Origin of the sequence: Quadrisphaera sp. GCM10027208 (assembly GCF_042658805.1) — a bacterium.
Lineage (GTDB): Bacteria > Actinomycetota > Actinomycetes > Actinomycetales > SCSIO-59966 > SCSIO-59966.
Map to the genome: position 1 here is coordinate 322,328 of NZ_JBHSRC010000001.1, position 20,916 is coordinate 343,243.

The window sequence follows — 20,916 nt, forward strand, 5'->3', positions numbered from 1 at the left end:
CGTCACCGCCTTCTGTGTCCCGCGGCGGTCAGGCCGCGCGTGTCCGGCGGGCACGTGGTTTGTCACCCGCTGCACGGCAGTCAACCACCGGTGGGGCGAGGGCCGCAGCCCGAACCCGGTCACGACTGCGTCACGAAGGCCGGTCAGGTCGTGGGCGTGCCGGCTGCCGCCTCGGCCCGGGCAGCGGAGCGGCGGCGGGCGCGCGCCGCCGGGTCGACGGCGCGACCGGCCACCTCGAAGACGAGCTCGACGAGCAGGGCGAGCCCTGCGATCACGGCGGCGCCGGCGACGACCTGACCGACGTCCCGGTTCGCGAGCCCGGTGGTGACGATCCGGCCCAGCCCACCGAAGGCGGCGATCGCGGCGATGGAGACCGTGGCGAACAGCTGGACGGCGGCCAGCCGCACACCGGTCATGAGCAGGGGCGTGGCCAGCGGCAGCTCGACCCGGAGCAGCACCTGCATCCCGGTCATGCCCATCCCGCGGGCGGCGTCCACGGCGTCGGGGTCGACGTCCCGCATCCCGACGTAGGTGTTCGTCACGATCGGGGGCACGGCGAAGGCGGTGAACGCGACCAGCGCGGACAAGGTCGTCAGCCCGAACGGCCGGTCGGCAAGAACCAGGATGGTGAGCAGCGCCAGAGTCGGCACCGCCCGTCCGACGTTGCTGACCTGGACGGCGAGGACGCCGCCGCGGCCGGTGTGCCCGATCCAGAGGGCCAGCGGAAGGGCGACCAGGCACGCCAGCCCGAGGGAGGCTGCGGTCAGTCCGAGGTGCTCGACGAGCAGGGTCGGCACACCGCGGCTGCCCCTCCAGTTCGCCGGGTCGGTGAGCCAGGCCGCCGCGTCGAGCAGCCAGTCCATCAGGGCCTCCCCCGCTGCCAGGGCGTCAGCGCTCGTTGAACGGCGAGCAGCAGCAGGTCGAAGGCGACGGCCAGGACGACGCACAGCACCGACGCGGTGAGCACCTCGGCGCGGAAGTCCGCGCGCAGTCCGCGGGTCAGCAGGTCCCCGAGGCCGCCGAAGCCCACGACGGTGCCGACGGTCGTCAGCGCGACGGTCGACACCGTGGCCACCCGCAGACCGGCGAACGCGGCCGGCAGGGCGAGCGGCATCTCCACCCGCCACAGCATCCGGCCGGGCCCGAACCCCATCCCGCGGGCGGCGTCCCGGACCTCCTCGTCCACGGCGTCCAGGCCGGCCAGCAGGTTGCGGACGAGGATGGTCAGCGAGTAGAGCACCAGACCAGTGACGACGGTGGCCGCGGACAGCCCGAACAGCGGCAGCAGCAGGGCGAACAGGGCCAGCGACGGGATGGTGTAGAGCGCGGTGGCGACCCCGAGGGTCAGCGGGCGAGCCCCGCGGACACGGTAGGCGAGCACGGCGAGCGGGACGGCGACGAGCACGCCGATGAGCACGGCGGAGACGGTGATGGTGACGTGCTCGCGGGTCTCGGCGAGCAGGACGTCGGAGCGGGTCGCGACGTACTCCCAGCACACCCAGTCGTTGCGTGTCAGGCAGTTGTCCGTGAGGGTTGCCGCGTGGACACCGGCCGGAGCAGTCACGACGACGACGCTAGCCGCGATCCGATGATCCGTCTCGACGGCGTCGGAAAGCGGTACCCGGACGGCACGGTCGCGGTCGACTCCCTGACCCTCGACGTCCAGCGGGGTGAGCTCGTCGCCCTCGTCGGCCCCTCCGGCTGCGGGAAGTCGACGACGCTGCGGATGGTCAACCGGCTGGTCGAGCCGACGTCGGGGCGGATCGTCCTGGACGGCGAGGACGTCACCGAGGTCGACCCGGTCCGGCTGCGGCGCGGGATCGGCTACGTCATCCAGCGGGTGGGGCTGTTCCCCCACCTGACCGTCGGCGCCAACGTCGCCACCGTGCCCGACCTGCTCGGCCGGGACCGCGACCGGACCCGGGAGCGGGTCGCCGAGATGCTCGACCTCGTAGGGCTCGACCACGACCAGTACGCCGACCGGTACCCCCACGAGCTGTCCGGCGGCCAGCAGCAGCGCGTGGGCGTGGCCCGGGCGCTGGCCGCCGACCCGCCGGTGCTGCTCATGGACGAGCCGTTCGGCGCGGTCGACCCCATCGCCCGGGACCGGCTGCAGTCGGAGTTCCGTCGCATCCAGGCCGGCCTGCACAAGACGGTGCTGTTCGTCACCCACGACATCGACGAGGCGGTCCGGCTCGCCGACCGGGTCGCCGTGCTGTCCGAAGGCGGGCGGCTCGAGCAGTACGCCGACCCGCCGACCGTGCTCGGCGCCCCGGCCAACGACTTCGTCGCGGACTTCGTCGGGGCGGACCGGGGCTTGCGGCGGCTCGCCGTCACCCCGATCGAGCAGGACGACCTCGTCCAGCCGCCCACCGTGGGCCCGGACGACACGATCGCCGAGGCACGTCAGGTCGTGCAGCGGGCGCCGGAGCCGTACGCCGTCGTGGTGGGTGCCGACGGCAGGCTGCTCGGCTGGGTGTCCGAGCGGACCCTGCGCGGCGACGGGGTGGTGGCCCAGCGGGTGCACCGCTTCGACGAGACCGCGAGCCTCGGGGACTCGCTGCGCCGGGCGCTGGCCGAGATCGTCCAGCACGACGCGGGCTGGCTGCCGGTGGTCGACGACGCGGACCGGTACCTCGGCGTGCTGACCCCCGAGGCCGTCCACGCCGCCCTGCGGCGCACCGCTCCGAGCACTCCCTGACCGCCACGCCCCACCCTCGGTGATCATGCAATCCCGCCACCCCGATGACCCACGCCCGGGCGCGCAGAATGCTGGGTTGGTGGCGCAACACGCCGGCAGTGCAGTGATCAACCCAGCATTCTGCGAGAAGCGGGCCAGGGTGGCGGGATTGCATGATCACGAGAGGGGGGCGCGGGGTGGCGGGATTGCATGATCACGAGAGGGGGGTACGGGGTGGCGGGATTGCATGATCACGGGTGGGGGGTGGTGGAGGGGTCGTCGTCGGGGGGGTCGTCGTCGGAGGGGTCGTCGGGCGGCAGCGCGCACCACCGCTCGACCACCCAACCGGCAGCCAGCAGCGCACCGGAGGCCAGCACGGCGACGCCGGCCATCCAGAACCGCTCGCGGCGGGCCTCCACGACCAGGTCGGGCAGGACGAGCAGCGCCTGCGCCGCGTAGAACCCGATGAGGGCGGCGCCGGCGTAGGCGGACGCCCGGGCCAGCACGAGCACCCGAGCGGCACGCAGGGGGTCCAGCGGCCTGGAACGGTCACCTCGGGTCCAGCGACGCACCGGCCGCCCCGCGACGACCACGGCGACGGCGAGCAGCACGAGCGCGACGGGCGCCGTCCACGGCAGCGCGGGCACCAGCCCCCCGGAACGCTCCACGAGCCGCAGCACGGCCCACGAGGCGGCGCCGACGACGACCGCGATCACCGCGAGCCGGTCGGCTCGCATCGGCGTCACCGGGTCACCACCCGAGGTCCGTCCGGCGCGCGTGCGGCGCGTCGGCAGCTGTCCTCACCAGGTCGGCCACCCGGCCGCCGTCCGGTCCCGGCAGCTCCGCGTCCGGGTCGACCTCGGCCCACGGGACCAGCACGAAGCCCCGGTCCCGCGCCCGCGGGTGCGGCAGCGTCAGCTCCGGGTCCGCGCAGACCGTCCCGCCGTGCACGAGCACGTCGACGTCGAGCGTGCGGGGTCCCCAGCGCACGGACCGGTCCCGGCCGTGCTCGGCCTCCACTCGCAGCCCGGCGTGCAGCAGCTGCCGCGGGGACAGGCCGCAGCGGGCGACGAGAACGGCGTTGAGGTACGGCCCCTGCTCGGGCCCGCCCACGGGCGGGGTCTCGTACATCGCCGACACCCGGACGTCGGTCAGCCCGGCCTCCGTCTGCAGCCGGCGCAGCGCCGAGCGCAGGGTGGCCGCACGGTCGCCGAGGTTGGCGCCGAGCGCCACGGCGACCGGCACGGGGCGGGCGGGGACGGTGTCGGGGCCACCGGTGTCGTCCGGGCCGCTCACCGCTCGCGCACCACACGGACGACGACGTCGGCGAACGGGACGGGGACCGGCGCCTGCGGCTTGTGCACGGCGACCTCGACCCGCACCACCCGCTCGTCGGTGAGGCAGTCGGCGGCGATCCGCTCGGCGAGGGTCTCCAGGAGGTCGACCGGGTCGCCGGTGACCCGGTCGTGCACCCGGCGCGCGACCGCGGCGTAGTCCACGGTCTGGGCGAGGTCGTCGGTCGCGGCGGCGGCGCGCACGTCGGTGTGCAGCACGACGTCGACGACGAACTCCTGACCGAGGTCCCGCTCGGCGGCCAGCACGCCGTGCCGGCCGCGGGCCCGCAGGCCGAGCATCTCGACTCGGTCAGCTCCGCCACCGGACGGCGCGCCGGCGCCGGTCACCGGGTCGCCCCCGGCCGGGCAGCCGCGGCGGCCGACCACGCGGCCGCGACCCGGACGGCAGAGAAGCTGGCGAGCGCCTCGTGCACCCGGACGCACCACACGCCCGCGGCGGCGGCGAGCGCAGTGACGGCGGCACTGGCGTCGTCCCGCTCCAGCGGCGGCACCGGCTCGCGGCCCGGTCCGGCGAGCAGGTGGCCGAGGAACCGCTTGCGAGAGGCCGCGACGAGCACCGGCAGCCCGGTGCCGGTCAGCGCGTCGAGGTGGGCGAGCAGCGCCCAGTTGTGCTCGCCGGTCTTGGCGAACCCGAGCCCGGGGTCGAGCACGAGCTGACGCTCGTCGACACCCTCGTCGAGCAGCCCGTCGACGCGGCGGAGCAGCTCGCGCCGGACGTCGGCGACGACGTCGTCGTAGACGGCGAGGTCGTCCATCGTCGCGCTGTGCCCACGCCAGTGCATGACGACGTAGGGCGCGCCGGAGGCGGCGACGAGCCGGGCCATCACCGGGTCGGCGAGGCCGCCGCTGACGTCGTTGACGAGGCGTGCCCCGGCCTCCAGCGCCTGCTCGGCCACCGAGGCCCGCATGGTGTCCACGCTGACGACGGCACCGGCGTCGGCGAGCTCGGTGACGACGGGCAGGACCCGGCGCAGCTCCTCGTCCTCGGGGACGCGCGGCGCGCCGGGGCGGGTGGACTCCCCTCCGACGTCGAGCAGGTCGGCGCCCTCGGCGAGCAGCTGCAGCCCGCGGGCCACCGCGGCGTCCGTGTCGAACCAGCGGCCCCCGTCGCTGAAGGAGTCGGGGGTGACGTTGACCACTCCCATGACCAGGGCCCGGCCTGTCGCCAGGTCCTCCAGGCCTACCGGCGCCCTCACCGTCGGTTCATCAGGGCCAGTGCCTCGGCCCTGCTCGCCGGGTCGCGCAGCTGCCCGCGCATCGCCGAGGTCACCGTCCGGGCCCCGGGCTTGCGCACACCGCGCATGGACATGCACAGGTGCTCGGCCTCGATGACGACCATCGCGCCGCGCGGACGCAGGACCCGCATGAGGGTGTCCGCGACCTGCGTGGTGAGGCGCTCCTGGACCTGGGGACGGCGGGCGTAGACGTCGACCAGCCGGCCGAGCTTGGAGATGCCGGTGATGCGACCGTCCGGGGCCGGGATGTAGGCGACGTGCGCGACGCCGTGGAAGGGCACGAGATGGTGCTCGCACTGGCTGTAGACCTCGATGTCCTTGACGACGACCATCTCGTCGTGGCCGAGGTCGAAGGTCGTGGTCAGCACCTCCTCGGGGTCCTGCCAGAGGCCGGCGAACATCTCCGCGTAGGCGCGGGCGACCCGGGCCGGGGTGTCCCGCAGACCGTCGCGGTCAGGGTCCTCGCCGAGGGCCAGGAGGATCTCCCGGACGGCGCGCTCCACCCGCTGCGGGTCGTAGGGGCCCTGCCGTCGGTCCACGGCGGCCCGCGCCACCTCGGCCGCCAGCGGCTCGTCGTCCCCGGGCACGACGCTCATCGGCGCGTCCCTCCTCGCTCAGCCCTGCCGGCCGGGGTCGACCGGCTCGGTCTCGGGCACCGGCCGGGTCTCGCTCGGGGGGTGCTCGTCGCCGGCGGCGGCCGCCTCGTCCTGGGGCGCGGGCCGGGCGCCGTTGCCGTTGACCCGGGCGGCCTGCTCGGCCGGGGTCAGCACCGGTGGCTGGTCGGAGACGTGGCGCCGGTCGCTGGACAGCCAGACCGGACGCAGCGGGCGCTTGTGCACCGGCGCGAAGATCTCGGCGAGCTGCTCCTTGCCGAGCGTCTCGTGCTCGAGCAGCTCGGTGACGAGGTGGTCCAGCACCGGGCGGTGCTCCATGAGCACCTCCCACGCCTCGTCGTGCGCGGCCTCGATGAGTCGGCGCACCTCCTCGTCGACGACCGAGGCGAGCTCCTCGGAGTAGTCGCGCTCGTGCCCCATGTCACGGCCGAGGAACACCTCACCCGTGGACTGCCCGAGCTTGATCGCCCCTACCCGCTCACTCATCCCGTACTGGGTGACCATCTTGCGCGCCAGCGACGTGGCCTTCTCGATGTCGTTGGCGGCGCCGGTGGTGGGGTCGTGGAAGACGAGCTCCTCGGCGACCCGGCCGCCGAGGGCGTAGGCGAGCTGGTCGAGCATCTCGTTACGGGTGGTGGAGTACTTGTCCTCCGCCGGCAGCACCATCGTGTAGCCGAGGGCCCGGCCGCGGGGCAGGATCGTCACCTTGGTCACCGGGTCGGTGTGCCGCATCGCCGCCGCGACGAGGGCGTGCCCGCCCTCGTGGTAGGCGGTGATCTTCTTCTCCTTGTCGTTCATGATCCGGGTCCGCTTCTGCGGCCCGGCGACGACACGGTCGATCGCCTCGTCCAGCGCGGCGTTGTCGATCACCTTGGCGTTGTTGCGCGCGGTGAGCAGCGCGGCCTCGTTGAGCACGTTGGCCAGGTCGGCCCCGGTGAACCCGGGAGTCCGGCGGGCGACGGCGAGCAGGTCGACGTCGGGCGCCATCGGCTTGCCCTTGGCGTGCACCTGGAGGATGTGGTGCCGGCCGGTCATGTCCGGCGGCTCGACGGCGATCTGGCGGTCGAAGCGGCCGGGACGCAGCAGCGCGGGGTCGAGGATGTCCGGGCGGTTGGTGGCGGCGATGAGGATGACGTTCGTCTTGACGTCGAACCCGTCCATCTCCACGAGCAGCTGGTTGAGGGTCTGCTCCCGCTCGTCGTGGCCGCCGCCGAGGCCGGCGCCACGGTGCCGGCCGACGGCGTCGATCTCGTCCACGAAGATGATCGCCGGGGCGTTGTTCTTCGCCTGCTCGAACAGGTCACGGACCCGCGAGGCGCCGACGCCGACGAACATCTCGACGAAGTCGGACCCGGAGATGGAGTAGAACGGCACGCCCGCCTCACCGGCGACCGCGCGGGCGATGAGCGTCTTGCCGGTACCCGGCTGGCCGTACAGCAGCACGCCCTTGGGGATCTTGGCGCCGACCGCCTGGAACTTGGCCGGGTCGGTGAGGAACTCCTTGATCTCCTGGAGCTCCTCGACGGCCTCGTCGGCGCCCGCGACGTCCGCGAAGGTGACCTTGGGGGCCTCCTTGCTGACGAGCTTGGCCTTGGACTTGCCGAACTGCATGACCCGCGAGCCGCCGCCCTGCATGTTCGACAGCAGGAACCAGAACAGGCCGAGAATGATGAGGATCGGCAGCATCGTCAGCAGCAGGCTGCCGAGGAAGGAGTCCTGCGGGACCTCGTCGGTGAAGCCCTCCGGGACCGCCTCGCTCACCGCGGCCACGACCTCGTCGCCGCGCGGCTGGACGTAGTGGAACTGGACCTGGGTGCCCTTGTCCTCGTAAGGCTCGGTCAGGGTGAGGTCGACCCGCTGCTCACGGTCGACGATCTTGGCCTGCTCGACCTTGCCGTCCTCGAGCAGCTGCAGGCCCACCGAGGTGTCGATCCGCTGGAAGCCTCCACCGGACAGGGCCTGGGTGCCGATGAGCAGGACGAGCAGGGCGACGATGATCCAGATCGCCGGCCCGCGGAGAACGCGCTTGAAGTCCATCGACTGTTCGGGGCTGCTGGCCCCGTCCCTCCTGGTTTCGGAAACTGCGCACGAAGGTACACCGGCGGCCCGTCGGGCTGTCGCCGAAGCGGTGGTCGCCGGACCGGCGTCCACCAGGGCAAACGGGCCAGGTCCTCCCGGTGTTCCTCAGTGCGCGTAGACGTGGGGGGCGAGCGTGCCGACGAACGGCAGGTTGCGGTAGCGCTCGGCGTAGTCGAGGCCGTAGCCGACGACGAAGTCGTTGGGGATGTCGAACCCGACGTAACGGACCGGCACCTCCACCTTCGCGGCGTCCGGCTTGCGGAGCAGGGCCAGCACCTCCACGGACGCCGGCCCGCGCGACCCGAGGTTCGCCAGCAGCCAGGACAGCGTCAGCCCGGAGTCGATGACGTCCTCGACGATGAGCACGTGCCGGCCGGTGATGTCCTGGTCGAGGTCCTTGAGGATCCGCACGACACCGGAGGACTGGGTGCCCGAGCCGTACGACGACACCGCCATCCAGTCCATCTCGGCGGGGTGGTGCAGCGCCCGGGCGAGGTCGGCCATGACCATGACGGCGCCCTTGAGCACCCCCACGAGCAGCAGGTCCTGCCCGGCGTAGTCGCGGTCCACCTCGGCAGCCATCTCCGAGAGCCGGCGCTGGATGTCCTCGGCCGTGACGAGGACCTTCTCCAGGTCGTTGCCCATGTCCTGCGCGTCCACCGGGGAGCTCCTCGGTCCGGGGTCGGGTCAGCCGGGCGTCAGCCTGCCACAGACGCGGCGGACGACGACACGGCCCGGCAGGTGCAGCGGCCCCTGGCCGTGCCAGCCGGTGACGAGGGCGTCGACGGCCAGCACGTGCTCCCGGGTGAGGGACCCGGCCGGGGCGCCGAGGTCGAGCAGCCAGGTGCGCAGCACCCGGGTGCGGACGGCGGCCGGCAGGGCGGCGAGAAGTGCCGCGTCGAGGTCCCCGTCGTCGGTCCGGACGTCGGCGGCGGCGCGGGCGGCCAGGTCGTCGAGCGCGTCGGCGTCGGCCCGCAGGGCCTCGGCGCTGCGCGCCAGCGCCTCGGCGACCCCGGGGCCGAGCTCGGCCTCCAGGACCGGCAGCACCCGGTGGCGGACCCGGCTGCGGGTGTACGCGGGGTCGGCGTTGGCCGGGTCGGCCCACCAGTGGAGGCCGAGTGCCCGGCACGCCTGCTCGGTGGTCGCCCGGGGCAGTCCCAGCAGCGGCCGGCGAAACGGCCCGCGCCGGCGGGGCATGCCGGCCAGGGAGCGGGTCCCGGCGCCGCGAGCGAGCCCGAGCAGCACCTGCTCGGCCTGGTCGTCCCGGGTGTGCCCGAGCAGCACGACGCCGCCCGGCGCCTGCTCCTCGAGGGCGGCGAGCCGGGCCGCGCGCGCCGCCGCCTCGGTGCCCTCGCCGTCCGGGCTGACCCGCACCCGGACGACGTCCGCGGCCAGCCCGAGGGACCGGCAGGTCGCCGCGGCCCGGGCGGCCACCTCGGCGGAGCCGGGCTGCAGACCGTGGTCGACGACGACCGCCCGCGCCACCAGCCCCGCCCTCGGGGCGGTGAACGCGGTCGCCGCGGCGAGGGCGAACGAGTCGGCGCCACCGCTGCAGCCGACGACGACCAGTCGCCCGGCGGGCAGGTCAGCGACCTCCCGGCGCACCGCGGCCCGCACCGCCGCGACCGCCGGGTCCGGACCGCTCACGGCGTCACTCAGCCGTGGACGCGCGCGACCCAGCCCGCGGGGTCGGCGATCTCCTCGGGTGTGGGCAGCGTGTCCGGGGAGTCCCAGACCCGGTTGAAGCCGGTCGTCCCGACGTCGTCGACGACCGACCGGACGAACACCGCGCCGTCGGTGTACTGGCGCATCTTCGCGTCGAGCCCGAGCAGCCGGCGCAGCAGCCGGTCGGGGGCGCTCCGGCCGGAGCGGCGGCGGGAGAACTGGCGGCGGATCGTCGCGACCGACGGGATCACCGACGGGCCGACCTCGTCCATGACGACGTCCGCGTGGCCCTCGAGCAGCGACATCACCGCGGTGACCTCGGCGAGGGCGCGGCGCTGCTCGGGGGTCTGGACGACGTCGAGCAGGCCGGTCGCGGCGTCCCCCCGGACCACGTCCGGCAGCCGGCCGACGGCGTCCAGGACCCGCTCCAGGACGGCGCCCGGCTCACCGAGCAGGTCGCTCACCAGGGCGCGGACCCGGGCGGTGAGGTGGTCGCGCAGCCACGGGCTCGCGGTGAACTGGACCCGGTGGGTCTCCTCGTGCAGGCACACCCAGAGCCGGAAGTCGGCCGGGTCGGCGGCGAGCTCACGCTCGGCGTGGACGACGTTCGGCGCCACGAGCAGCAGGCGCCCGCCGCCGGAGTGGAACACGTCGTACTGGCCGAGCACGCGCGAGGACAGGAACGCCAGCAGGGAGCCCATCTCGGCGCCGGTGACCCGGCTGCCGACGGCACCGACCAGCGGGGCGAGGCTCCCTCCGCGGCGGCCGGCGGCCTCCTCGACGACGGGGGCGAGCAGGGTGCGGAAGGCCTCGACGTTGGCCCGCACCCAGCCGGGGCGGTCGACGACGAGGACGTCCTCCCCCGGCTGCGTGCTCAGGCCGGTGACCTGCTCGACCAGCGGCGTGGAGCGGCGGGCGTCGGCGCGCAGCACGGCGACGACGTCGGCGGCCTCGGCGCGGGAGACCTGCGGCCCGGGCCGGGTCAGCCGGGTGGCGGCGGCGAGCGCGAGGTCCCAGTCGACGAGCGCGTCGACGGCGGCGGTGCTGGCGGTGGTGGTCACGGCGCCACCGTACGTGGGCAGCGCCGCGACGGCGACGTCACCGGCAGCCGCACCCGGCCAGCGCGGCGACGACGGCGTCGACCGCCCGCCGGGCCGGCTCCGTCGCCGGCACGTCGTCGGCGAGCACGGCGAAGGCGAGCAGCCGTCCGTCCGCGGACGGGACGGTGCCGGCCAGGGTGGTCACCCCGCGCAGCGAGCCGGTCTTGGCGCGGGCCGTGCCGAGGGCGCCGGCCGCCGCGTCACCGGAGAAGCGGTCGAGCAGGGTGCCGGAGAGCCCGGCGACCGGCAGCGCGGTGAGCACCGGCCGCAGGTGCTCGTGGGTGTCCCCGGCGGCGGTGACGAGCAGGTCGGTGAGGGCGGCCGCCGGCACCGATGCGCCGTCGGACAGCCCGCTGCCGTCGGTGAGGGTCACCCCGGTGACGTCCACTCCGAGGCCGGCGACGGTCTCGGTGACCGCCCGGGCGCTGCCGGCGAACGTCGCCGGCAGGCCGGCGTCCAGGGCGACGAGCCGGGCCACCGCCTCGGCGACGGTGTTGTCGCTGGCCCGCAGCAGGTAGCCGGCGATCTCGGTGACCGGCGCGGACTGCACGGCCGCGAGCACCGGGGCGTCCGGAGGTGCGGTGCCACGGGTGACGTCGCCGACGACGGTGACCCCGGCGGCGCGCAGCTGCTCGGCGAACGCGGCGCCGGCGGCCAGGGCGGGGTCGGCCACCCGGGGCGCGTACGGCTCGTCGGTGGTGCGCCCGGCGTCCACGGCGATCGACGTGATCGGCGCGACGAAGCCGAGGTCGACGTCCAACCGGGTCCATCCGGGGCCCATCCGGTCGTCGGCGAACAGCGAGTCGTCGACCCGGACGGCCGTGCTCGTCCGGCCCTGGGCCGCCAGCGCGGCGGCGGTGTCGGCGGCCAGGTCGGCGAGCCCGGCCCGGCCGCGGACGGCGTCCAGGTCGCCGGGGCCGGCGCCGAGCAGGACGTCGCCCGACCCGACGAGGACGACCTCCTCCGAGGCGCCCGGCACGACGGTCGTCGTCAGCGTGCGCCGACCGCCGAGCCGGTCGATGGCGGCGGCCGCGGTGAACAGCTTGACCGTGGACGCGGGCTCCCTGGGGGTGCCGGCGTCGGACGCGAGCAGGGGCTCGCCGGTGCGGACGTCGACGACGGAGGCGCTGACGTCCGGGCCGAGCGCCGGGTCGGCGAGCAGCGGGGCGAGGGCCGCCGCGAGCGCGTCCCGGTCGGGCAGCGGGGCGCTCTCGTCGAGGGCGGGCAGGACGTCGTCCGGCGGGGTGGTCGGGTCCTGGGCGCCGGGCGGGTCCGGGAACGGCGGCGGTGGTGTCGGCGCCGGCCGGACGGTCAGCACGCCCGGGACGACGTCGTAGGCGTCGGCGACCGCGTACCCGAGCCCGCCGAGCAGCAGGACGGCGGCGGTCCCGGCGGCCAGGACGCGCGAGGTCACCGACACCCCTCCCCTCTGCCGGCCTGCGGGCTGAACCTACGGGACACTACTGGCGTCCCCCGTCCCCGAGGAGCCTCGAGCCGAGGCCGCGCAGGAGCCCGCCGTGCAGTTCGACGTGACCATCGAGATCCCCAAGGGCAGCCGCAACAAGTACGAGATCGACCACCGCACCGGCCGCCTCAAGCTGGACCGGACCCTGTTCACGGCGACCCGCTACCCGGCCGACTACGGCTTCGTCGACGGCACGCTCGGGCAGGACGGCGACCCCCTGGACGCCCTCGTGCTGCTGGACGAGCCGACGTTCCCCGGCTGCCTCGTCCGGTGCCGGGCCATCGGCATGTTCCGGATGCGCGACGAGGCCGGTGGGGACGACAAGGTGATCTGCCTGCCCGCCGACGACCCCCGGGTGGACCACATGCAGGACCTCGAGGACGTCGGCGAGTTCTACCGGCTGGAGATCCAGCACTTCTTCGAGACGTACAAGGACCTCGAGCCGGGCAAGTCGGTCGAGGGCGCGCACTGGGTCGGCCGGGAGGCCGCCGAGCAGGAGATCCGCGACTCGGTGCAGCGGCTGCGAGACTCCGGCGGGGAGCACCGCTAGGCGCGTCAGCCGCCGGTTAGGGCCGTCCCGCCGCCGGCATCGTGCTCGACCAGCGGACCGGCACCACCCGCACCTGCAGCCCGGCACGCGGCGCCTCGACCATCGTCCCGTCGCCGGCGTAGACGGCGACGTGCCAGATGGTGGCCGGGTCGCCGGGGTCGGTGGCGTAGAAGATCAGGTCACCTGGCCGCATCTGGGAGTACGGCACCTTCGCCACCGCTGCCCACTGCGAGCGCGACGTCCGGGTGATCCAGTGGCCGCCGCCCTGCTGCCACGCCTGTGAGGTGAGGCCGGAGCAGTCGTAGGTGTCCGGTCCCGAGGCGCCCCACTGGTAGTCCTTGCCGACCTGGGTCAGCGCCCAGTCCACGGCCGCCCGTCCGGCGGCGGCGCTCGACGTCGGGGTGCCCAGGTCCGGGGCGGGTGCGGCCCCCGGAGCAGGCGCAGGCGCAGGCGCAGGCGCAGGTGCAGGCGCAGGTGCCGGGGCGGGCGCCGGTGCGACGGCCGGGGAGCCGGCGGGGGACGTCGTCCGGGCAGGTGCCGGGGCCGTCGTCCGGGCAGGTGCCGGGGCCGTCGTCCGACTCGCGGACGGCGCGGGTACGGAGCGTCCCTGAGCGGGCGACGCCGGCGCCGGCTCCCGCTGAGCGGACCGGCTCGGTGCGGTGTCCCGCCGCGTCTGCAGGGTGGCCGCCTGGTCGGCCTCGCGCTGCCGGATCGCGGCGAGGGCGGCCTCCTCCTCGCGGCGCCGCCGGTCGGCCTCCAGACCGTCCTGCCGGGCCCTCTCCAGCTCGACGGTGGTGCTGCGCAGCTCGGCGAGCCGGGCGATCAGCGCCTCCCGCTCCTCGGCGACGGCCGTCACCTCGGCCCCGGCAGCCAGCGCGGCCCGCTCCGCGGCGACCCGCAGCTCCTCGGCCCGAGCGGCGGCGGCCTGCTGGTCGGCCCGGGCCGCCGTGGCCTGCTCCTGGAGCAGCCGGGCCACGACGTCCGCCGCGGTCATCCGCTGGTAGGCCTCCTGCCGACGCTTGCCGACGACGTCCAGGGCGGCCGCCTTGTCGAGCAGGTCCTGCGGACCCCCGGGGCTCAGCAGCAGCTCGAGCTCGCCCAGGCCGGTCCCGCTGCGGTAGGCACCGGCGGCCAGCCGGCCGATCTCGGCGCGGGCGGACTCGACGTCCTCCCGGGCGGCGCCGGCCGCGCGCTCGGCGGCGTCGGCGGCAGCCGTGGCCCGCTCGAGGGCGACGAGTGCGTCGGCGAGGTCCTCGGCAGCCATGCCGGCCGCGACCTGAGACTCCTCGAGGCGGGCGGAGGCCGCGGCCAGGCGTGCCTCGACGGCGCCGATCTCGCCGGCGGTGTCTTGCGCGGCGGCGCGGGCGGCGCCGACCTGCTCCTCGCTCGGGTAGCCCGGGTCGACGGCCGACGGGCTGCCGCTGCCCGGGTCGGCGGCCGCCGGCGCCATGACGCCGCCGCCGACCAGCACGGCGACGGCGACGGCCGGGACCGTCATCCGGACGACCACGCCGCGTCGTCCGGCGTGACGGTGAGCACCCACGGGCGGACGGCCTTCCACGACGGACACGACGTCGGTACGGCGTGTCGTGTTGACAGAACCAGGTTCGGCGGCTCAACCGGCCGACCGCCGGGCACGCTACACCTCAACGGCCCCTGGCGGAACACTGGTCACAGACGTCACATCCTCACCTGGCGGGGGGTCCAGGTGGGGGCTCGTCGAGCCAGCGGGCGAGGCGGCCGGCGCGGGAGACGTCCCGGAGCCGCTGCTCGGTGCGGTCCCGGACGTCACGGTCAGCGACGACGAGGACCTTGTCGTGGGTGCGCAGCACGGTGCTGCGGTCCGGGACCACCGGGGTGCCCTGGCGCACGACGAGGCTGACGACCGCGCCGGCAGGCAGCCGCAGCTCGTCGAGGTAGACGCCGGCCAGCCGCGACCCGGGGACGACGGTGAACTGCAGGAGCTCGGCGCGCAGCTCGTCCAGCGGCGCGGAGTCCACCTCCATCTCCTGGGCGTCCCCGGCCGCCTCGACCCGCAGCCGGCGCGCCACGAACGGCAGGGCCGGGGCCTGGACGAGGGTGAAGACGACGACGAGGACGAAGACCACGTCGAAGATCTGCTGGGAGCCCGGGACGCCGGCGGTGGCGGGGATCGTCGCGAGCACGATGGGAACGGCTCCCCGCAGCCCGGCCCACGACAGGAACGCCTGCTCGCGCCACGGCATCCGGAACGGCAGCATGCAGACCAGGACCGACAGCGGGCGGGCGACGAAGGTCAGCAGCACCCCGACGACGAGGGCCGGGACGAGGACGTCGGGCAGCCGCTGCGGGCTGGCCAGCAGCCCGAGCAGGATGAACAGCCCCATCTGGGCCAGGAGCGCGGCGCTCTCGACGAACCCGACGGTGGCCCGGCGGTGCGGCAGCGGGGCGTTGCCGAGCCACAGGCCGGCGAGGTAGGCGGCGACGAACCCGCTGGCCGCCAGCAGCACGCCGCCGGCGTAGGCCAGCAGCGCGAAGGCAAGGGTGGCGACCGGGTACAGGCCGCTCGAGGGCAGGGCCGCCCGCTCCAGCAGCCACTGGCCGCCCCGGCCGACCGCCAGGCCGACGAGGGCACCGACAACGAGCTGGTAGACCACCTGGCCCCCGGTCGCCCACCAGGTGGCGGACGCCCAGTCCTCCTCAGCGAGCAGGGCGACGAAGATGACGGCGAGCGGGTCGTTCATCGCCGACTCGCTCTCGACGACCTTGCCGACCCGGCCACGCAGCGGGAGGTTGCGCAGCACGGAGAACACCGCAGCCGCGTCCGTGGACGACAGCACCGCCCCGACGAGCAGGGACGTCCGCCAGTCGAGCCCGAGGAGCAGGTGGGCCCCCGCGCCGACGACGACGACCGACACGACGACGCCGACGCTGGCCAGCAGCAGCGCCGGCCACAGGGCCGGCCGCAGCGTGCGCCAGCTCGTGGTCAGTCCGCCCTCAGCGATGATCAGCGCGAGCGCCAGCAGCCCGAGGTTCTGGGTCAGCTCGACGTCCGAGAACTGCACGCCGAGACCGCTCTCGCCGATGGCCAGCCCGAGCGCCAGGTAGAGCAGCAGCGTCGGCAGCCCCGTCCGGTGGGCGAGCCGGACGGAGAGCGTCGCCACGATGACGACGACGGCCGCGACGGCGACGAGCGTGTTGATCCCGGACGGCGCCGGGTCCCCCAGCCCGGGAACGAGGTCCGACCACCACGACGTCAGCACGGTGGGCCTCCCGGCGGTCGCACGGGGCGGTCGGTCCCCGTCCCGGGAGTCTACTGATCACCGCCGCCGGCTCCCCCGAGCCCGGTCACCGTGGCACGCGCACCCGGTGACATCGGACCCTGGCGAGCCGGTGCCCTGCTGCGCTGTGCTGGGTGTCGAGGGCCGCCGTCCGGCGGTCCCTGCCCCGCAGGACCCGGGAGGTCCCGATGTCGACCTCGATCCAGACCTGGAAGGTCGAGCTGCACCTGTTCGACCACGACGACAGCACCTCGGCGGACGCGGTGCTCACCACGCACGCCGGCACGCGGGTGCACGGGCACGGTAGGGCCCGCCGCAACCCGGCGGACCCGATGGTGCCGGAGATCGGTGAGGAGCTCGCAGCGGCTCGTGCCCTGCGGCACCTCGCCGACCGGCTGCTCGAGACCGCGTCGACGGACATCGCGGAGCTCGAGCACACCGACGTCCACCTGGTGCGCTGAGCCCCTGACCCGGCCCTGGCCCGCCCTGACCCGGCGCTGACCCGCGGGCCGGGCTCAGCCCACGCTCGCCCGCGGGACGGGCGTGCGTGCCGGCAGCAGACTCACCGAGCGTTGCTCCCGCTGGACCGGCAGCAGTCGCACGGCCGCCGCTGGGGTGACGACGAGGACGTCGCACGGGAGGCCCCCGACGGCCGACCCGGCCAGGGTCGCCCAGGACCGGACCACCGGTCGCCGTGGCGCCGAGCCCCCCGCGACGACGAGGAGGTCGGCGTCCCCGGCGTGCCGGCCCAGCGCGACCGCCGGCCCCTCAGGGGTCACGACGGTCGCCAGCCCGACGGCGTCCGCGCCGGCCGCTCGGGTCGTCTCCCGGACCAGCCCACGGGCCCGGGCCGGGCCGTCCCCGCGGGTGCCGTCGTAGGCGTGCAGGAGCCGGACCCGCGCGCCGCGGCGGTAGCTCTCGTCGAGTGCCGCGCGCAGCACGGCTGCGCCGGCCGCACCGTCGTCGACGGCCGCGACGACCAGGGCGCGACGCTGCGCCGGCACCGGCAGCTGCCGTGTCCCGACGAGCAGCACCGGGCACGCCGCCCGCCCCAGCAGGGCACGGCTGACCGTGCCCAGGCCCTGCGGCGAGGTGGACCCGAGAATTCCCGGCGCAGTCTGCCGCCCCCGCCCCCTCGCCGCCACGACGAGCAGGACCGCTCGCTCCGCCAGCTCGCACAGCGCTCCGGCCGGCGAGACCGTCGGGTCCCCGCGGACCCGGTGGGCGGTGACCACGAGTTCCGGGCGGCGACGGCGGACCTGCGCGACGAGGTCACGCAGCATGCCCTCCAGCACCGCCGCCTCGGTGGTCGCGGCGGGCAGCACCGACACCACCGCGAGCCTGGTCCGGCGTCGCAGCGCCTCCTCGGCCGCCCTGGCCACCGCACGCTCGGCTGCCACCGAGCCGTCGAAACCCGCCACGACGCCGACCGGCGCCATCCGTCGTTCCGGCACGTCCACCTCCCGGGTCGCTCCCCGTCCTGAGCTGCTGCGACCGATCGTGCGCCGCCCAGGTGCCGGCACGACCGGCGATCCCGGGCGTCGTGCGCGATCCGGTCACCCCGCCCTGACGCAGGTGCGCCGGGGTGGTGGGACCGGAGGGGTGACCTTCGCCCCTTCCGGTGGCGCCAGGGTCCGCCGGACGGTAGAGGCGACAGCCAGGCACCTCGAGGGAGTGGTGGCCATGTCGCACGCAGCGCCGGGCTCGGTGGTCGTCGGCTACGACGGCACGGACCACGCCGCCGCCGCCCTGGACTGGGCGGCCCACGAGGCAGCGCGCCGGTCCGGCACGCTGCACGTCGTCTACGCCGCGGACTACCCCGGGCTGGCACCGGGGCCGATCGGCGTCTCCCCCTACCTGCCCGAGCGTGCGATCTCGATCGCCGCTGACGTCACCGCCGAGGGCGTGGCCCGGGCACGCGAGCTCGAGCCCGGGCTCGACGTCACGCACCTGACCGAGGTAGGCAGCGCCTCAGGCGTCCTCGTCCAGGAGTCCTCCGGCGCGGCCCTGCTGGTGGTCGGCACCCGCGGGCACGGCGAGCTCGCCGGTGCACTGCTCGGCTCCGTGGCGTTCACCGTGTCGGCCCACGCGCACTGCCCGGTCGTCGTCGTCCGGGGGGACACCGCCCCGCCGGGACCCGACCGCCCCGTGGTCGTGGGAGTCGACGGCTCCCCGAGCTCGGAGGCCGCCCTGCGGTTCGCCGCTGCGGCGGCGACCGAGGTACAGGCACCGCTCGTGCTCGTCGCCGCCTGGCACCCCGCTGCCGCCGAGACCTGGGAGGCCGCGTACTGGACGTCCGTGGCGCCCGGGGCCGAGCTCGGCGAGGCCGCTCGCCGGGCCGCCACTGACGTGACCACCGCCTCGGAGGCCCTCGTCCACGGCTCGTTCCCCGAGCTCGAGGTGCGCCAGGAGGTCGTCGGCGGCCCCGCCGACCGGGTGCTGGCAGACTTCAGCTCAGGCGCCGGGCTCGTCGTCGTCGGGGCCAGGGGTCGCGGCGGCTTCACCGGGCTGCTTCTCGGCTCGGTCAGCCACGGCGTGATCCACCGGTCCGCCTGCCCGGTGGTCGTCGTCCGCAGCTGAGGGAGTCACATGCTCGTCCGTGAGGTCATGACCAGCCCAGCCGTGACGGTGCAGGAGGACGACACGGTCCGGTACGCCGCCGAGCTGCTGCTGCACCACCGCATCGCGTCCGCCCCCGTCGTCGACGCCGGAGGCCGCCTCGTCGGCATCGTCAGTGAGGCCGACCTGCTGCGCGGCCGGACGCAGCGCGATCCGCGCGCCCACCTCACCCCGCCGCCGCAGGAGCCCGTCACGGACCGGCCGGCCAGCTCGGTGCGGGACGTCATGTCCACCCGGCCGCTGTCGGTCCGGGCCGGCGCCGACGTCGACGACGCGGCCCGGATGCTCCTCGACCACGGGATCAAGGCCGCCCCGGTGGTCGAGGGAGGCCGGGTGGTCGGCGTCGTCGCCCGCCGCGACCTGCTGCGCAGCTTCGCCCGACCGGACGACGACATCCGCCGAGACGTGCTCACGCTGCTGGAGGAGCTCGGGCAGGGCAGCGACTGGCAGGTGGACGTCGAGGACGGGGTCGTCCACCTGCTCTCCCCCGGCGGAGAACCCCGGCAGCGGATCGCCGCGGTGCTGGCCCGGACCGTCCCCGGCGTCGTCCGGGTCGTCTGACGCGATCACGTCACCAGCCCTGGGTCACCCGGCCGGCTGGGTGGCCGAAACCGCCACGCGCGACGGAGACCGCTGGCTAGGGTTCGCGGCATGACGGGTGCCCCGGTCACCGTCCTGATCGCCGAGGACCACCAGCTGGTGTCCGACGGTCTGGCGGCCCTGCTCGAAGGCGCCGGTGACGTGACCGTCGTCGGGCAGGCGGGTACCGCCGAGCGGGCGGTGTCGATGGCCGTCGCGCTGTCGCCGGACGTCGTGCTGATGGACTACCGGCTGCCGGACAGCCGCGGTGCGCTGGGTATCCAGGGCGTGCTGCGGGCCTGCCCCCGCACCCGGGTCCTCGTGGTGACCGCCTCCAGGGAGGACGAGGCGCTCGCCGCGGTCCTCGAGGCCGGGGCGATGGGCTTCCTGCACCAGGACTCCGGCGCCGAGGACCTGCTCACGGCGGTGCGCGCGGTGGCCGGTGGGGAGGCGTACTTCACCCGGGCCGCGATGGCCGCGATCCTGTCCCGTCGGCAGGGGGCGTCCCATCAGGCACTGTCGCCTCGCGAGGTCGAGGTGCTGCAGGCGCTCGCCGATGGCCGGTCGGTCGCCGGGATCGCCGGGGACCTGCACCTCAGCCAGCACACCGTGCGCAACCACATCCGCTCGGCGATGGCCCGCCTCGAGGTCCACACCGCCCTGGATGCCGTCGTGCACGCCGTCCGGGCTGGGCTGGTCGACATCGGCAGCGGTACCGGCCGGTGACCAGGGCCCGCTTCCCTTCAGCGCGCCGGGGCGGCGAGCCGGGACGGTCCCAGCGGCGCACGCGCCGTCCGCGGGGCCACGACGAGCACCGGGCACGGGCAGCGGTCCAGCACGGTACGGGCGACCGAGTCCGCGGTCAGGCCGGCCAGTGCCGCTGGCCCCCGGGTCCCCACGACGACGAGTGCCGAGGCCGCGGCACGGTGCAGGACGACGTCGGCCGGCGTCCCGGGCGGGGTCTCCAGCACGACCTCCACGCCGTCCGCTGACCGGTCCACGTCGGCCACCAGGCCGGAGATCTCGCTGCGAACCCTCTCGACGTCGTCCCCGGGCCGGATCGCCCGCACGGCGTGCACGCCGGTGCCGCGCAGGGCCGCTTCCCGGCGAGCCACGGCCAGCACCTCTTCACCCCCGGCGGGCCCGACGGCAGCCAGGACGGGACCGCGGGTCCCCCCGCCGTCCCACCGGGGCACCGCGCCGGGCCGCCGGTCAGGCACCACGAGGACCGGGCACGCGGTGATCTTCAGCAGGAACCGGCTGACGGTTCCCAGGCCGAACACCGGCCCGGCGTGCGCCCCGTGGGCCCCGAGGACGAGCAGGTCGGCCGCGCCCAGCCGGACCGCCTCGTCCGGCCAGCCGAGGTCGCGGTCGCGCACGAGGTGCGTGGTGACCTCCAGGCCGGGGTACCGCGAGCGGACCCGCACCACGGCCTCACCCGTCCGCCAGCGTGCCACCTCGGCGGCGCGCCGCTCCTCGGCCAGCAGCGCGGTGAGGCTGTACCGGGGGTCCGCGACCTCACGGATCACCGTGACGACCGCCAGCTCAGCGCCGCGCAGGGAGGCCTCGCGAGCCGCGACGTGGAGCACCGCGGTGCTGCGCCAGCTGCCGTCAGTGCCGACGAGCACGAGTCCCGTGGCCATCTCCGGCTCCCTTCTGGGCGCGGGTCCCACCCGCGTCCTGCTCACCGCCCCACCCTGGTCGTCGGGGCGTAC

22 protein-coding genes are annotated in these 20,916 nt (G+C 75.5%); 6 read left to right on the plus strand and 16 right to left on the minus strand.

Annotated features, from left to right (window positions below; all coding sequences use genetic code 11):
* Positions 1-143: 143 nt before the first annotated feature.
* Both ACFP6A_RS01675 and ACFP6A_RS01680 read right to left on the minus strand, forming a co-directional pair.
* On the minus strand, positions 144-863 hold the full coding sequence (locus ACFP6A_RS01675) for an ABC transporter permease (protein ID WP_379601062.1): 720 nt from the start codon (positions 861-863) through the stop codon (positions 144-146).
* A complete protein-coding gene (locus ACFP6A_RS01680) occupies positions 863-1,564 on the minus strand; it encodes an ABC transporter permease (protein ID WP_379601063.1) in 702 nt (233 codons plus the stop codon). The genes ACFP6A_RS01675 and ACFP6A_RS01680 overlap by 1 nt, the downstream gene beginning before the upstream one ends.
* Before the next feature lie 24 nt (positions 1,565-1,588).
* Here ACFP6A_RS01680 and ACFP6A_RS01685 point away from each other — a divergent pair, with 24 nt between their 5' ends.
* Complete coding sequence (locus ACFP6A_RS01685) at positions 1,589-2,701, plus strand: ABC transporter ATP-binding protein (protein WP_379601065.1); 1,113 nt, start codon at positions 1,589-1,591, stop codon at positions 2,699-2,701.
* Positions 2,702-2,931: 230 nt separating this feature from the next.
* Here ACFP6A_RS01685 and ACFP6A_RS01690 read toward each other — a convergent pair whose 3' ends face one another.
* The 10 genes from ACFP6A_RS01690 to dacB all read right to left on the minus strand — a co-directional run bounded on the left by ACFP6A_RS01690 (position 2,932) and on the right by dacB (position 12,142).
* Positions 2,932-3,417, minus strand: coding sequence for a DUF3180 domain-containing protein (locus ACFP6A_RS01690; protein WP_379601441.1), 486 nt, complete (start codon positions 3,415-3,417; stop codon positions 2,932-2,934).
* A 13-nt stretch (positions 3,418-3,430) separates the two neighbouring features.
* Positions 3,431-3,976, minus strand: coding sequence for a 2-amino-4-hydroxy-6-hydroxymethyldihydropteridine diphosphokinase (gene folK, locus ACFP6A_RS01695; protein ID WP_379601066.1), 546 nt, complete (start codon positions 3,974-3,976; stop codon positions 3,431-3,433).
* Positions 3,973-4,314: a dihydroneopterin aldolase gene (folB, locus tag ACFP6A_RS01700; protein ID WP_379601067.1), complete on the minus strand. Its 342-nt coding sequence runs from the start codon at positions 4,312-4,314 to the stop codon at positions 3,973-3,975. Before folB ends, folK begins: the two co-directional genes overlap by 4 nt.
* Positions 4,315-4,358: 44 nt before the next feature.
* Positions 4,359-5,180: a dihydropteroate synthase gene (folP, locus tag ACFP6A_RS01705; RefSeq protein WP_379601443.1), complete on the minus strand. Its 822-nt coding sequence runs from the start codon at positions 5,178-5,180 to the stop codon at positions 4,359-4,361.
* 47 nt (positions 5,181-5,227) lie between these two features.
* The gene (folE, locus tag ACFP6A_RS01710) at positions 5,228-5,866 is read right to left on the minus strand and encodes a GTP cyclohydrolase I FolE (RefSeq protein ID WP_379601068.1); all 639 of its coding nucleotides are present in this window, start codon (positions 5,864-5,866) and stop codon (positions 5,228-5,230) included.
* An 18-nt stretch (positions 5,867-5,884) separates the two neighbouring features.
* Positions 5,885-7,921, minus strand: a complete 2,037-nt coding sequence (ftsH, locus tag ACFP6A_RS01715) for an ATP-dependent zinc metalloprotease FtsH (protein WP_379601069.1) — start codon at positions 7,919-7,921, stop codon at positions 5,885-5,887.
* A 147-nt stretch (positions 7,922-8,068) separates the two neighbouring features.
* The gene (hpt, locus tag ACFP6A_RS01720; RefSeq protein ID WP_379601070.1) at positions 8,069-8,623 is read right to left on the minus strand and encodes a hypoxanthine phosphoribosyltransferase; all 555 of its coding nucleotides are present in this window, start codon (positions 8,621-8,623) and stop codon (positions 8,069-8,071) included.
* A gap of 27 nt (positions 8,624-8,650) precedes the next feature.
* Complete coding sequence (gene tilS, locus ACFP6A_RS01725) at positions 8,651-9,610, minus strand: tRNA lysidine(34) synthetase TilS (protein ID WP_379601072.1); 960 nt, start codon at positions 9,608-9,610, stop codon at positions 8,651-8,653.
* 8 nt (positions 9,611-9,618) lie between these two features.
* Entirely contained in the window at positions 9,619-10,689 is a 1,071-nt protein-coding gene (locus tag ACFP6A_RS01730; protein ID WP_379601074.1) for a zinc-dependent metalloprotease, read from the minus strand.
* A gap of 37 nt (positions 10,690-10,726) precedes the next feature.
* Entirely contained in the window at positions 10,727-12,142 is a 1,416-nt protein-coding gene (gene dacB / locus ACFP6A_RS01735; RefSeq protein WP_379601076.1) for a D-alanyl-D-alanine carboxypeptidase/D-alanyl-D-alanine-endopeptidase, read from the minus strand.
* Positions 12,143-12,245: 103 nt separating this feature from the next.
* Here dacB and ACFP6A_RS01740 point away from each other — a divergent pair, with 103 nt between their 5' ends.
* A complete protein-coding gene (locus ACFP6A_RS01740) occupies positions 12,246-12,743 on the plus strand; it encodes an inorganic diphosphatase (protein ID WP_379601077.1) in 498 nt (165 codons plus the stop codon).
* A 16-nt stretch (positions 12,744-12,759) separates the two neighbouring features.
* Here ACFP6A_RS01740 and ACFP6A_RS01745 read toward each other — a convergent pair whose 3' ends face one another.
* Entirely contained in the window at positions 12,760-14,241 is a 1,482-nt protein-coding gene (locus tag ACFP6A_RS01745; RefSeq protein ID WP_379601078.1) for a C40 family peptidase, read from the minus strand.
* 190 nt (positions 14,242-14,431) lie between these two features.
* On the minus strand, positions 14,432-15,985 hold the full coding sequence (locus tag ACFP6A_RS01750; RefSeq protein ID WP_379601080.1) for a potassium/proton antiporter: 1,554 nt from the start codon (positions 15,983-15,985) through the stop codon (positions 14,432-14,434).
* 206 nt (positions 15,986-16,191) lie between these two features.
* Between ACFP6A_RS01750 and ACFP6A_RS01755 the strand changes: the two genes are divergently transcribed.
* Positions 16,192-16,464, plus strand: a complete 273-nt coding sequence (locus ACFP6A_RS01755) for a dsRBD fold-containing protein (protein WP_379601082.1) — start codon at positions 16,192-16,194, stop codon at positions 16,462-16,464.
* A gap of 54 nt (positions 16,465-16,518) precedes the next feature.
* Here ACFP6A_RS01755 and ACFP6A_RS01760 read toward each other — a convergent pair whose 3' ends face one another.
* The gene (locus tag ACFP6A_RS01760) at positions 16,519-17,457 is read right to left on the minus strand and encodes a universal stress protein (RefSeq protein ID WP_379601084.1); all 939 of its coding nucleotides are present in this window, start codon (positions 17,455-17,457) and stop codon (positions 16,519-16,521) included.
* A 229-nt stretch (positions 17,458-17,686) separates the two neighbouring features.
* Between ACFP6A_RS01760 and ACFP6A_RS01765 the strand changes: the two genes are divergently transcribed.
* From ACFP6A_RS01765 to ACFP6A_RS01775, 3 genes are all read left to right on the plus strand, one after another.
* Positions 17,687-18,583, plus strand: coding sequence for a universal stress protein (locus ACFP6A_RS01765; protein ID WP_379601085.1), 897 nt, complete (start codon positions 17,687-17,689; stop codon positions 18,581-18,583).
* A gap of 9 nt (positions 18,584-18,592) precedes the next feature.
* Positions 18,593-19,183: an HPP family protein gene (locus ACFP6A_RS01770; RefSeq protein ID WP_379601087.1), complete on the plus strand. Its 591-nt coding sequence runs from the start codon at positions 18,593-18,595 to the stop codon at positions 19,181-19,183.
* 90 nt (positions 19,184-19,273) lie between these two features.
* Entirely contained in the window at positions 19,274-19,927 is a 654-nt protein-coding gene (locus tag ACFP6A_RS01775; RefSeq protein ID WP_379601088.1) for a response regulator, read from the plus strand.
* Between the two features lie 17 nt (positions 19,928-19,944).
* On the opposite strand, the gene ACFP6A_RS01780 is transcribed toward ACFP6A_RS01775, so the two are convergent.
* Entirely contained in the window at positions 19,945-20,844 is a 900-nt protein-coding gene (locus ACFP6A_RS01780) for a universal stress protein (RefSeq protein ID WP_379601089.1), read from the minus strand.
* Positions 20,845-20,916 lie beyond the last annotated feature (72 nt).